This window comes from Ichthyobacterium seriolicida (assembly GCF_002369955.1).
GTDB classification, from domain to species: domain Bacteria; phylum Bacteroidota; class Bacteroidia; order Flavobacteriales; family Ichthyobacteriaceae; genus Ichthyobacterium; species Ichthyobacterium seriolicida.
This window is the reverse complement of record NZ_AP014564.1, coordinates 119,484-133,921: the sequence shown is the minus strand read 5'-3', so window position 1 is coordinate 133,921 and position 14,438 is coordinate 119,484. Positions and strand designations below refer to the sequence as shown.

Below are 14,438 nucleotides of genomic sequence, written 5' to 3'. Positions count from 1 at the left end.
TTTTTTAAATTAATATAATCTATCAATCGCTTTGAATATCAAAGTATCAGTTACAAACTTCATTCTAATTCTTAGCCCAAAGTTAAAGAATTGAATATACCAGCTAAGATAGTAGTAATTATTTAACTATACTTATTTATTAAGTAATAATAAATACAGAAAAAACAAAAACAGACAGCCATAATAAGTGACTGCCTGTTTTTTAGAATTGAATGAGTGTGGTTTAAAATTAATTTAGCTTGATTTAACCACTTTAACCCAATAATGACCCTTTATATCACTATTCTCCTTAAGAGTATACTTTACTTCTTTTCCACCAGAAAAATCTTGAGCGTCAGTAGGCTCTATACTAAGATTAGAAGATGGAGTGGTATCAGTCAAAGTAAGCGTTAAACTACTAAGATCAGTACTCTCAGGCACAGTAACAGTTATAACTCTGGTATTTGCATCAATAGATACAGAATCTTTATTAATCTCAGTACTGCCATTTGTTACTTTAAGATTAGTATCAGTTATAGTTTTAGCATTATCATATATATAAACATCATAACTCTTTGTTATAGTAGTATTTTCAGCAGTTACGGTATATGTAATAGGATTTTCATATGAATCAAAATTTTGAGCATCTGTTGGAGAAGTTATAGTAGCATAATCTGATTGTGTTATAGCAGGAGTTGTGTTTGTTGGAACACTAGACACAGGCACAACTATTCTTCCATTTGCACCGTTGCTGTTCTCCGAAATACTACTTGATTGTCCTGATTCTATTTCAAATGATTTAATTTGCGCTAGATTTGATTTTGTTCTAGTTACAGTAACTGTATAAGTTTTTGTCATTCCATTAGCTGTTACTGTATAACTTTTAGCTATGTCAGATGTAAACTCCTGAGAGTTTCCACTAGTGGAATCAATAGTAGCACTATCCCCTCCCAACTCAATTGTAGGAGTTAGAGTTATTTTATTCTCAGTCCCTTCCGAATCCTTCTTAACTGTAGCAGGAAGCGTTACTGTTATGGCTCCAGTATTATGGTCAATACTTGTTGCACTTATTTCACCATTTATACCTTTATCAGTATTCTTACTATTTTCAAACTTAAAAGACTTAATAAACGGTCCCTTAACTGCTTCAACAGTATAAACACTTTTAGAACCTGTATCGGTTTTTGTTATAGTGAATGTGGTACTACCAATTTCTCCAGACACCTCTGTGTTACTAGTTGGATTTACAGTACAACCTTCAGGAGAAGTTATGGCAGGTGTTAATCCTGTTAAAGTAATTTCATGTTCATTATTCTTAGGAAACTTCAACTTTATTGTCCCAGTATTACTAGTGCCGCTAGGATGTGTAAACGTAGCACTTACTTCACCTGCAATACCATTCTCAGTCTTAGCTGGTATTTTAAATTCTGTCAATTTTGGCGCTGTTTCTTTAGTTAGAGTTACAGTGTATGTTTTTGTATATCCTGGTAAATACTGATTTGGAACTTCAATAGTTTGAGGATTAGTACTGAAATTCAAAGCAGTAGGAGTAATATAATTTGCAGCAATATTATCCCCAGTAATAGAAGCTTTTAAATTTGTTACATCAACTGTATTAGCAACTGTGATAGTTATATTATTGCCTGAAACTGAGCCGTCATATTCAGTTGGACTATTAGGAAACTCACTATTACCTGCATTTTGAGATTTAATAAACTTAAACGTACTTATTTTTGGTTCTTTATAAACTTTTACAGAATACACTTTTCTTCCTCCAGCAGGACCTACTGCACTATATTTTACAGAACCATCATGAGAATTACTGAAATCAGTAGCAGTACTATTAGCATCATCAGTATTACAATCTTCTCCTTTACACACTTTAACGTTAGAAGCACCTGCAACAGTCGGAGTTAAATCGGTTAAGGTCGCATTATAAGGAACTTTAATGATTATATCGCTGCCATTAATATCACCTGTAATATCATTTCCAAGATTTTTATTACTGTTGGAAGCAGTAGTAAATTTAAATTCAAATATAGTAGGTTCAGCATTTTGAGTTACTGTAACTGTATATTCTTTAACAAAATCTGTAGCTAAAGAATTAGAAGATGTTACTGTATACTTAACTTCAGAACTGAAATCTGTCTGAGTAGAAGGAGTAAACTCAGATTTAGTGTTCTCTCCCACTGTAATTGTAGGAATTAAACTAGATAAAGTGACACCGCTAGGAACTGTTATAGATATAGCGCTAGTAGTGTGATCTATATTTCCTATTAATTCACTAATTATCCCTGTATTAGCAGTTCCTCCAACAGTATTAGGTTCAAATTTAAAGGCAGTAATATAAGGTCCTTTAACTACCTCAACAGTGTAAACTCTTTGAGAACTTGTGCCAGTTTTTGTTAAAGTAAATTCTTTACTTTCAATACTTTCACTTATCACGCCAATAGCTGGATTTAAAACATGATTGTCTGGAATAGCAGCAGTAAAACTTAGACCAGTAAGATCAATACTCCCATTGTAAGGGATATTCAATAAAATCTTGCCTGTAGCAGTGTCAGTATCATCAGTTATAACAGCAGTCATCTCACCTTTAATCCCTTTACTTTCATTAGCTGATATTTTAAACTCTGTCAACTTAGGCGCTGATTCTTTAGCTATATATACAGTATACTCTTGAGACTTATCACCCTTTGTTACAGTAAACACCTTTTTGTAACGTTTAGAAGAGGATCCCTCAGAAGGCGCTTCAGAAGGTTCCTCAGTAGACTCTTCAGAAGGGTTTTCAACAAGTTCAAAATCAGTTTCTTCACCACTAGCAGGGGATATGGTAGTCCCTTCACATGAGGTTATATTAAACTTTAAGCCAGTTAGTTCAGCCGAACTAGGAACTGTTAATGATATAGTATGATTGTTAATATCTATATCACAGTTTATATCAGAACCTAAATTTTTTCCCTCATTTTCAGAATCCAATAAGGAAAATGATTCTATGCATATATTCATATTATCTTCTATAATTTTCTTTTTATCACAAGAGAAAAAAATTATCGATAACAACACGAAAGAGAAAATAATACTCTTTACAAAATAATTTTTCTTAAACATAATTTTAATAATATAACTGGTAAAAAAACTACAATCCTTTAAATGCCACAGCATTCAAAGTATTAGCCATAAGACTTATCCTAATCTCTACCCCAAAGAACAGAGAATTGAATATACCAGCTAAGATAGTAGTAATTGTTTAACTATACTTATTTATTAAGTAATAATAAATACAGAAAAAACAAAAACAGACAGCCGTAAAACTGACTGTCTGTCTAGAATTGAAAAGTGTATTCTAAATTATTTAGCGCTTGCAGCTTTTTTAGTTACAGTTACAGTATATGTTTTAGTGAAAGATGTATCAGTAGAATTAGTTACCGTGTACTGAATAGCGGTACTCCCGTCAGGAGTAAAAGTCTGAGCAGTCGCACTAGTGGGATCAACAGCAGCAGTATCTCCTCCAACCTCAATTGTAGGAGTTAGGGTTACTGTATTGCCATCTGAACCCATCGTAACCCCACTAGGAACTTCTAACGTTATAGTACCAGCAGCATGATTAATTATCCCGTCAACATCGGCAGAACCTAGATTTTTATCACTATTACCACTAGTATCTTTTCCAAACTTAAACGACTTAATAAACGGTCCTTTAACTGCTGTTACAGTATATTCTGAGGTAGAACCTAGAGTAGTTGTTAAAGTAATTTTTTTACCTTCAATACTTTCTGAATCTCCTAGAGGAGTATTAGGAGTCAGAGTATGTCCATCAACAGGATCGCTAGTATAACTTAATCCCGTTAAAACAATTTCATCGTTACGGCTAGCAACTTTATGATCAAACTTCAACTTTATCTTCCCACCCTTTCCATCACTAGTAGGATGGTCAAATGTAGCAGTTACCTCATCTTTAATCCCTTTACTTTCATCAGCTGTTATCTTAAACTCTGTCAACTGTGGCGCATCTTCTTTAGATACAGTTACAGTATAATCGCTTGTAGTTCCATCTTGAGCAGTAACAGTGTAAGTTTTTTCACTACTAAAATCTTGCGCTGTAGTAGCCGCCTGTCCATTAATAGTAACTGTAGAACCATTATTCCCCAATACCTCAGGGGTCAAAGCAGTAACATCTGTATTATACGGAACTTTTACAGTTACTGTTTTAGCACTATGATTTATAACGCCTGATACATCTTTAACAATTTTTTTGCCACTATTGGCACCGTCATTCTTAAACCCAAAAGATTTCATCTTAGAATTCGAAGACTTTACAGTTACTTGATATGTTTTAGTGGTAGAGCCATCCTCAGCTGTTACAACATAATTTTGCACCTGACCATATGTAAATGTAGTAGATGCTTTAGATGCTGGATTTACTGTTGTAGCTCCTGCAGACAAAATTATTTCAGGACTAAGACTTACAGTAGAATTATCTTCTCCATCTAATACGATTATATAGTTTTCATCATCTGACTTGGTCCATTCTATTTCTGATGTAATCTTTGAGTTACCGCTATGATCTGAGGGTTTAATTTTAAACGAAGTAATCTCTGCTACTGCTTGCAATACAGGAATAGTTATATCGTAATTTTTAGTAGTTCCGTCTTGTGCTGTTACCACATATCTCTTTGCTGTACCTCGAGTGAAATTCTGTGCCTCTCCATCTGCTGGATTTGCTGTGGCACTAGCACTGATAGCTATAGTAGGCTTTAGGCCTGTTAAATCTGTAACAGTATGAGGGATTTTTGCAATACTAACATTTACATCATCATCTCCAGTAGCGCTAGGCATATTCTCTGCTGAATAATCAGTGTTGCCAAAATTCTTTCCAGAATTTACAGAATGTTTAAACGTAAAACTGCTTATCTCTTTAGCATTAGAAAGGTTCTTAGAAACAGACACTGTATACTGTTTTGTTTGACCATCTTGAGCTGTTACAGTATAAACCTTAGAATTGCTATAATCATGAGATGCAACATCTGGACTTATAGCAGCTCTTTCATGCTTAGTTATAGTAGGGATTAAAGCATCTATATTTGCTTGTGTAGATGCCTTTACTACTATAGTTCCATTAGCATCATTAATTGTAACGTCTACTGCTCTAGCCCCAGCAGAAGACCTAGTTAATTTTAAACCCGTATTAAGACTACTGCTATCATCTTTGTTAAACTTAAATTCAGAAATTCTATTATTAGAAGATAAGTCTTTGATATATTTTACTGCATAAACCTTTGTTTTTCCATCTGTAGTTACTGTGTAATTAACTGCAGTTGTGGTAATACTGTTTTCAGTAGTAGAAACTAGTTCTCCCGAAGTAATACTAGCCCCTGTATGAACTATTGTAGGATTTAAATTATCTAAAGTAGCAGCATCAGATACGTGTAATGTTATGGTAGAAGGCTCAGTATTAGTAGATTCAACAATATCACTATTCCTATCTGCGAAAATCTTGTTTTTATTTTTAGACTTCTCTAATTTAAAACTACTAATATAACAATCACTAGCTAAAGCTTTAGTTATATATACAATATAGTCTTGACTTTTGTCTCCCTTTGTTAAAGTAAATACCTTTTTATATCGTTGTTGAGGAGAAGGCTTTTTGGTAGATTCCTCAGAAACCTCATCAGTAGTAGTTTTTTTCTCAGTAGATTCTTGAACTTCTTCAAAATCAACCTCTTCACCACTAGCAGGGGATATAGTAGTCCCTTCACAGGGCGTTATATTAAATTTTAACCCAGTTAACACTGCTGAACTAGGAACTGTTAAGGATATAGTATAATTTTCAGTATCTATTTCACATTTTATATCAGAACCTAATTTTTTTTCTTTATTCTCAGAATCCAGCAAGGAAAAAGATTCTATACATACACCTAAATCATCTTGGTAAACCTTATTCTTTTCACAGGAGAAAATAATCGCCGACAACAATACAAAAGAGAAAATAATACTCTTTACAAAATAATTTTTCTTAAACATAATTTTAATAATATAATAGGTTAAAAAAACAACGATCCTCTAAATACCACAGCATTCAAAGTATTAGCTATAAGACTTATCCTACTCTCCACCCTAAAAGACAGAGAACGAACACCTTAGCTAAGATAGTAGTAATTATTTAGTTATGGCTCTTTTTTTAAGAGACATGATATTCTTTAAACAGAAAAAGGGGCCTAAAAGCCCCTTCCCTAATTGTAAATAATTGACCAGTTAAGTAATTTTCTCTCCAATTATTAATCTATTTCTAAAAACTGTTTAAATCCCAAAACTGATTATTAAGAATTCTTAAATGTCAACTTATAGTAGGTAAATGACGTTCCATTTTGAGCTACTACCCTAAACTGTATACCTTTATTATTATCTGCTGGAGTAAACCCAGTAGACATTGTAGGATCTGTTGGAGGGTGATTAGTTGTATCATTAGAGAACTCACTAGCAGTCACATCTATGAAAGCTCCATTTGGAAGTGTTAAAACATCTACTTTGAATTTCCAGCCACTTGATGAGGATATATCTTCATTAGCGAACTCTGTATTTTTAGTCATTGTAAGTTCAATGGGATTCTCTTTAGATCCATCTTTACTAGTATCAGTGCCCTTAGTAGGATAAACTGGACTTGCAGCTGTAGCACCAGTTTTTATTTTTTCATTAGGCTGACCAGATGTCCCTGTAGTAAACCCAAGCCCAGTAACTTTGGTCCCAGCAGTATCAAGAGCTAAAGCTGAAGTTATTGAAGGATCAGTATTATGTATAAAAACTACTTTAAATGATTTTTTAGCAATAACCTTATCGCCTTCTTTTTTAGAGATTTCAAAAGTCTTACTAACACCATTTTTTAGTTCACTATGAAGTAATTTAGTTGTAATAACATGATCAAAAGAAAGAGCATTAGCATCTAATTTATTACCATCTAAATAAACATTTTCACCAAGTTTTTCTTTTAAAGTGATAGTAGCTTTTAATGTTACAGGAGTAGTACTTGTTAATTTTGTATTAAACGGCACTATTACTTTAATAATACTATCCCCTTTAATGTCTGCATCAAGTTTGGCATCTAATGCAGCATATGCAGGAGCAGGAGTCTTTGTTATAAAGAGAGCTTTATAAGCTGCGGTAGCATCGGTAGGGTTTGTTGCTGTAGTGCTATTTTTATCCTTTGTAAAGACAAAGCTTTCAATATTTGCTATTTCTGTTTCAGCGTTTGGTTTATTACAAGAAAAAACCACAAGACCAAGAGTCAGTAATGATAAAATGTTTTTAAATACTTTGTTTGTTTTCATATCTAATATTGTTAAAAAATAAATGTTAACGACCTAAATGTATAAGTAAGCCATTAACCAAAAACTAAAACACTAAATTAGTAGCTTTATTTTAATTGAGAAGTTTTTATTTTTCGGAGAGCCTTAGCTCAAATTATTCATGGTTACATTTAAATTTGAGCATAAAGTATTGATTTTATTAGAACGTTAAATTACCCCAATTATATTGTTTTTATTCAGTTACCCTAAGTAATATCGAACACAGGTTAATACAACCATAAACACAGTAACTTGTCCAAATGGTTCAAAAACATTCATGCCGACACTAAACGACGACGGAATGTTAAAAATAATACTAGGGGAAGCTAAAAAAATGGTCTCGTTCGAATACGAACTGGATGCTTGTAAGGAACTCAAAGACAGCTTAATAGTTCAATTTAACGACGTTATAAAAGAAAATAAACATACAAAAACAAAACATAGCCGAAATGAGCTAATCCCACCTATTAACTAGAAATAATCAAACTGAATGAAGAGATAATAGGAAAACAAAAAGAAGATAAGTAAAGGTTCAAGACAACTTAAGCGGACTTTTTCTTAGCCATTTTGATAGATAAAAATACAAATTTTCATTGCTATAATTAAATCTCCATTCACACTCTTTTAGAGTGATAATAAAACTTGTTGCTTATGAACTCCTCTAAACCTGGATAATCGAACTTTACATAGTCTTCAAAAATTCTCAATTCCATTAATGTGATTTACTCCTTTAGCAAATTCATTTTCACTATGTTTTACTCTATAATGCCTTTTATAACCATAGTTTACCAAGCCGTCATAAGACTTAAATCCATCAGTGTAAATTGTACTTTCTTTACTTGCTATGCTCTCTATAATAGGTATTATTACTGATGATGAGCAGTTTTTTACAATTTGTATAAACTTTCCTTTCTCTCTTTAACATGCCAAATACAGGAACTTTTCCTCCTGATACTCGTCCCCTTTTTTCCCTAGCTCGTTTAGCTCCAAAATAACTCTCATCTAATTCTATTTTCCCTTGATTAAAGGGGCTTTCTTCTTCGCATTTTTGAGCAATTAACAAACGTAATTTGTCAAAAATTTTGTTGATAGTATAACGACTTACATTAGTCAATTTACTAACTTTTTTCGCTTGAATATCTAGGCAAAATAACCGTAAAATAGACCTGAATTTTGCCTCAGAAATTCTCAAACGAATTATATACTTATTTTTCATAGATAACATAAGGGTTTACGCATGTAAATTTACCTTAAGTTGTTTTGAACCTTTGTTAATTATGGCGTTGCTTATTTAGTTAAAGTTATATTATAGGTTTTAGTAAAACTAGATAAATGTTCATTCTGAACTGTAATAGTTGCAGAATAAGGAGAAGTAGAACCTGTAAAACTTATACCTACAGGATTAGTAGCGGTAAAATTATCCCCAGTAATAGTAGCTTTTAAATTTGCTACATTAACTGTATTATCAACTGTAATTGTTATACTTCCATTTGCTGATATCGCATTTTGAGTAATAGACGAAGCAGTATATTCAGTTATGCTAGCAGGGAAACTAGCTGCTGAATTTTGGCTCTGTTCAAACTTAAAGCTTGTTATGGCAGGCGCTTTATAAACTCTTACATTATAAACTTTTCTTCCTCCAGCAGAATCTACTGCACTGTATTCTTCAGGAGCACTATGAGAATTTGTAAAATTATTGCTAGAATTAGCGCTATTAGTACCAGTCCCCTTATACGCTGTAGCGCCAGAAGAAGTTGTAATAGTTGGAGTTAACGAATTCAAATCTGCATTATGAGGAACTTTAAGAACTATCTCTCCTGGAGTATTTCCAGAGTTCTGCGTAATAGTACCTGTAATATCATTTCCAAGATTTTTACTCATGTTGGAAGCAGTAGTAAATTTAAACTCAGATATAGTAGGTTCCGCTTCTTTAGTTACAGTTACAGTGTAATCGATTGTAGTTCCATCTTGAGCAGTAACCGTATAAGTTTTTTGACTACTAAAATCTTGCGCTGTATTAGCTCCTCCTGAAGGAGTGGTAATAGTAGCCCCTTTATATACTTCTATATCAGGAGTTAAAGCAGTTACAACTGCATCATGCGGAACATTAACTGTTACAGTATTACCAGTTATAGTGCCTGATATATCTTGAACAATTTTTCCAGTACTCTGATTAGTTCCATCACTAGTTTTAAACTTAAATGATTTTAGTTTGGAACTAGATCTTACAGTTGCTTGATATGTTTTTTGAGTAGTACCATCCTCAGCCGTTACAGTATAAGTTTGAGCTGTACCATAAGTAAATGTAGTTTGAACTTTAGAATCTGGATTTACTGTAGCGCCTGGAGACACTAATATTTCAGGCTTTAGATTTACACTAGGATCATCTTGACCATCTAATGCTATATCTATTGTATTACTACCTGCATTGCTCGATATATTTCCTGAAACCTCAGTTCCTGTCATTCTAACATTACTAGTAGAAGGAGGTGTATGATCTGATTGTTTAATTTTGAAAGAAGTAATATCTACTCCTCTTCTTGATATTATAGTTATATTATAATTTCTTTCAGTTCCATCTTGAGCTGTTACAGTATAATCTACAGGTGTACTACGAGTGAAACTTTGAGGGGCTAAATTAGCTGGACTAACCTGAGCGTCATCACTATACGTTATAGTAGGTATTAAACCATTTAGATCAGCAGTATTTGGAATTACAACTTCTACAGCAACATCAGCACTTCCAGTAGAATTTATAGCACCTGCTGAGCAATCCCCTCCAAGGTTTTTTCCAGGATTTTTAGAATCTTCAAATAAAAAAGATTTTATATCTTTCTCATTGGACAACTCCTTAGAAACAGAAACAGTATACTCTCTTGTTTGACTATCCTGAGCTGTTACAGTATAAACCTTAGAATTGCTATAATCATAAGCTGAAATAGCTGGACTTATAGTAGCATTAGCATGTTTGGTTATAGTAGGAATTAAAGCTGCTACATCTGCTGCAGTAGATGCTTTTACTGATACTGTTTCAGTATTAGTATCATTATTATTATCACTAATTATAACGTCACTAGCCCTAGTCCCAGTTGAAGATCTACTTAATTTTAACCCTGTATTATTGGTGTTATCTTTTGTAAACTTAAACTCAGAAATTTTATTATCAGAAGATAAATTTTTAGTAACTGTGACTTTATATATTTTTTCTTGACCATCCCCAGAAGTTACTTTGTAGTCTGTTGGAGAATTCTCAAAAGAAACAGCTGCTTCATTATCTGGACTAACACTGTTTCCTGATTTAATTATTGTAGGCTTTAATTCTGCTATATTAGCAGCATCAGATACGTTTAAGGTTATAGTTGGAGGAGTAACAGACTCATCTATAAGTCCGATTCTATCTGCAAAAATCTTACCCTCGTTTTTAGATTTTTCTAATACAAAACTTGTAATCGAACGATCACTAGATAAGGATTTGGTTATATTAACTGTGTAATTTTGAACGCTGCGATCTTGGGCTGTTACTTTAAATACTTTTCTATAAACTTCAGGATTAGAACCGCTTACTAGATCGAAAGTAACCTCTGACTCACTCTTGGGAGAAACGCTAGCATTTTCTGAAACGACTATCTTGACTTTTAGCCCTTGGAAAATTGCATCTGAGGGAACTTTTAATGATACTGTAAAATCACTATCTGCAACGATACCAGGAATGTCTCCTCTGAGATTCTTGCCTTCATTATCAGAATTAATCAATTCGAATGATATAATCTTATTCTCTGAACTCAGATTTGAGTTAACATCGGGATCTGCCTTTTTTTCCTTGATACAAGAAGAAAAAAAGGCAAATAACAATACAAAAGAAAAAACACTTTTTGTAAAAGAAAATATCCTCATAACTCCAATAATAAAAATATCAACCACTTAAATCGCTCAGAACCAAGCCTGTTAACCGTAAATTTCAACTAAACCCTTTCATTCATTCTTAAGAATGAATGACTTCGGCTAAAATAATGGTAATTTTTAATTCAAGCTTTGAAAAATTCTATAATAACTCATTCTAAAATTACAGAAATATTCTGTTTAGTCGGTGAATTCTTCAAAAAAAATATTTTATTTTCTACTTGATTATAAGATTAATAGTTTCCTAACTACTCATTGTTGTTAAAGGCTATTTCAAAGGCTGTTACAACCTAAAAACTCTTACCTAGATAAGCCCCAAATTTGTATGAGATCACTCAATATGTTTAGTATGTTTTTTATAGAGCTAAAATTTTCAACATGGAATTTTTTTCACTCTTATCTCATGTCTGCCTGCTTCAAAATCAGTCGACAAGAATACTTTTACCATTTCTATGGCTAATTCATGGCTTACAAATCTTTCAGGAATCCCTAAAATATTAGCATTGTTGTGTTTTCTGGCTAAATGTGAAAGTTGAGCATTCCAACAAAGAGCTGCTCTTATTTTACTGTGTTTATTAGCTGTCATTACGGCTCCATTACCACTGCCGCAGATGACAATGCCAAAATCTGTAACATTATCGCTCACACTCATGGCTACAGGATGTATGAAGTCAGGATAATCTACACTTTGCTCACTATATGTGCCAAAATCTTCCACCTCATGCCCATTACTCTCTAAGTAGTCTTTTATTATGGTTTTGTATTCAAACCCAGCATGATCAGAGCCTATTGCTATTTTCATTTTAATTACAGTTAAGTATAACTTTTACAAAATCAGTTAGTTTATTTAGAGTTTTTCTCTAACCTGAGTTTATGATTATTTATTTTTTCCTCCAATTTTGTTTGAAGTTGCATTTTGTCTTGTCATCTATTTTTGTAAATGTTTTGGTTATCCTTTCCTGTACCCATTTTTCAGATACTGAGTTTTGTTTAGCCTCTAAAGCTAAGGTTTTCAACTTTTGAAAATCCTCAGAAAGAGACGCTTTATGAGTGTTTTTCTTTTTATGAAGTTTGTAGATTACAAATATTTTTTTCTCTGGAAGTTCTCTATATACCACCTCTGATATATCGCCTTGGGATAAATTTTTAATAGCATAAGATATATCTGGATCTATAGATTTTAATTCTATTGAAGATTCTCTAGTTAGAGGATTGAGAACTTTTCCTTTGTCGAATTTTGATTGCATATCATCAGAGTGTATAGATACGGCTTCTTCAAATGTCAAGTCACCCTTTTGTATTTTAGATCTCAGACTATCTAAAGATGCCCTCGCTTCTTCAAGAGCTTCTGTATCATAAGTGTATTTTATCAAAATATGTCTTAAATCTAATTCTTCCCCACGTCTCTTTAATAACTGTACAATATGAAATCCATATTTAGTTTCAAAAGGTTGGGAAATTTCATTTTCACTTAAATTGAAGGCTACAGATTCAAAAGGCTTGACAAATTGCCCTCTTTTTACTCCTTTGTATTCTCCTCCCTTGGCTGATGAGCCTTCATCTTCTGAATACAAAATAGCTTTGGTCTTAAAACTATCGCCATTTTCTATGCTAGCTTTTATCTCTTTCAATTTGGCTATTATTTTCTCTTTGGATTTTTCTGTGACAAAAGGTTTTTTTACTATTTGTAATAACTCTACCTCAGTTGGGAACTCAGGTAAACTATCTTTAGGTATTTTGTTAAAATAATTTTTCACTTCCTCTGGGGTAATATCTACAGAAGAAATGACCTCTTGTTGCATCATATGAGCCAAAAGCTGATCCTCTACTATGCTAAACATATCCTCTTTTATATCACTCTCTGTCTTGTTGTATAACTCTTCTAATTTTTTAACAGATCCTACTCTTGCTATCAATTGATTCATTCTAGACTTCACAGACTCAGACACTTGCCCTTCAGGAAGTTTTAAACTATCTATAACGGCTTGATGAGACAGTAATTTTTCAAACATTAAGGTCTCTAATAATTCACACTTAGTTTTATCAGTGATTTCTACACCGCTATACTCTAAATTCAATAATTGTTTTTGTAAGTCTGATTTTAAAATAATCCTCTCTCCCACTACGGCCAGTATTTCATCTACAGGAACCTTATCTTGAGCAAAGGATAAATTAGCAAGAGTAGAGAAGATTAATAATATCTGGATTTTTCTAATTATCATTATTGTCAAATATTTCAAATTGTTGTTTTTTAATTGCATTTTCTAATAAGTTGTTCTCCATTTTTTCTATAAACTCTATCTTTTTCTTGTTATTTAAAGTGTTTATTATCATAGGTTTAACAAAAAATATTGGAGAGATTTCTCCTTTAATTAAATTTTCCTTTATCAACACGAAATAATTATTTATAGAGTCTTTTAGTCCTAAAAAAAGATTGTCTTTTTTTAATTTTTCCTCGAAAAGTTTCCTCTTAGTACTTAAGATGGGGATCTTGTCTATAATATCATCAGCATATATCCAAGTGCTATCGTCCAAGTGATAATTTTTAGCGTATTCAAAACAGTAATCTTTTAGTTTGAGCTTATCTTCTTCATTTTTAGATAAAAACCACTCCTCTGCATCCTTTATATTGGGAGCATCCAATTTTACCTCCATAAAATTTATTTTAGAGATAGGTCTATTTAGGATAAAACTGTTTTTATTGGAATTATAAAAATCGACTACATCATCTTCTGAAACTAAAGAGTCAGAGTATTTATTAACTATTTGTTGTACGTAATTATCTATAATTAAATCGTATCTATACTCTTTTACTATATCGTCAATCTTTTTGCTTGTACTAGTATTTAACCTAGCCTTAGCTAACATCAACTGCCTTTTAGCCCATTTTTTTATAAACTCATTTACCACAACTACACTGTCAGTATCCTCCAAGCCTGCCGATATATCTTTTAAATCAGAATCGTATAAGTAATTGTCATCTACACGGGCTACGGCTCTCTTTTGGGTTTCTTCTACAAAATACTCACAGGAACTCATTACCACAATAAAAAGGGTAATACACAATATTCGTATTATCATTTTTTATACTATATGTTTTACTGGAATAATTTTACAGATAAAAAAGTCATCTTTCTATTTTAAGGTGAAAATGACCACGGGCAAAGTTAATTATCTTAATGGAATAATCCCCTTGAAAGCATTGAACTGATATTG

7 protein-coding genes and 1 pseudogene are annotated in these 14,438 nt (G+C 32.5%); all 8 read right to left on the bottom strand.

What is annotated here, in order from left to right:
• Positions 1 to 234: 234 nt before the first annotated feature.
• Positions 235 to 3,090: a DUF5018 domain-containing protein gene (locus JBKA6_RS00520; protein WP_096684717.1), complete on the bottom strand. Its 2,856-nt coding sequence runs from the start codon at positions 3,088 to 3,090 to the stop codon at positions 235 to 237.
• Between the two features lie 240 nt (positions 3,091 to 3,330).
• Positions 3,331 to 6,003 (bottom strand): DUF5018 domain-containing protein, encoded by a 2,673-nt coding sequence (locus JBKA6_RS00515; protein ID WP_096684715.1) that lies wholly within the window; start codon positions 6,001 to 6,003, stop codon positions 3,331 to 3,333.
• A 296-nt stretch (positions 6,004 to 6,299) separates the two neighbouring features.
• On the bottom strand, positions 6,300 to 7,304 hold the full coding sequence (locus JBKA6_RS00510; RefSeq protein WP_096684713.1) for a glutathione S-transferase family protein: 1,005 nt from the start codon (positions 7,302 to 7,304) through the stop codon (positions 6,300 to 6,302).
• Between the two features lie 550 nt (positions 7,305 to 7,854).
• A pseudogene (locus JBKA6_RS00500) lies at positions 7,855 to 8,538 on the bottom strand (IS1595 family transposase).
• Between the two features lie 71 nt (positions 8,539 to 8,609).
• A complete protein-coding gene (locus JBKA6_RS00495) occupies positions 8,610 to 11,216 on the bottom strand; it encodes a DUF5018 domain-containing protein (RefSeq protein WP_096684709.1) in 2,607 nt (868 codons plus the stop codon).
• Between the two features lie 379 nt (positions 11,217 to 11,595).
• Positions 11,596 to 12,024 carry a ribose 5-phosphate isomerase B gene (rpiB, locus tag JBKA6_RS00490; RefSeq protein ID WP_096684707.1) on the bottom strand — a complete coding sequence of 143 codons (429 nt, stop codon included), beginning with the start codon at positions 12,022 to 12,024 and terminating at the stop codon, positions 11,596 to 11,598.
• 79 nt (positions 12,025 to 12,103) lie between these two features.
• A complete protein-coding gene (locus JBKA6_RS00485) occupies positions 12,104 to 13,444 on the bottom strand; it encodes a peptidylprolyl isomerase (protein ID WP_157776848.1) in 1,341 nt (446 codons plus the stop codon).
• Positions 13,434 to 14,303, bottom strand: a complete 870-nt coding sequence (locus JBKA6_RS00480; RefSeq protein WP_157776847.1) for a hypothetical protein — start codon at positions 14,301 to 14,303, stop codon at positions 13,434 to 13,436. Before JBKA6_RS00480 ends, JBKA6_RS00485 begins: the two co-directional genes overlap by 11 nt.
• Positions 14,304 to 14,438 lie beyond the last annotated feature (135 nt).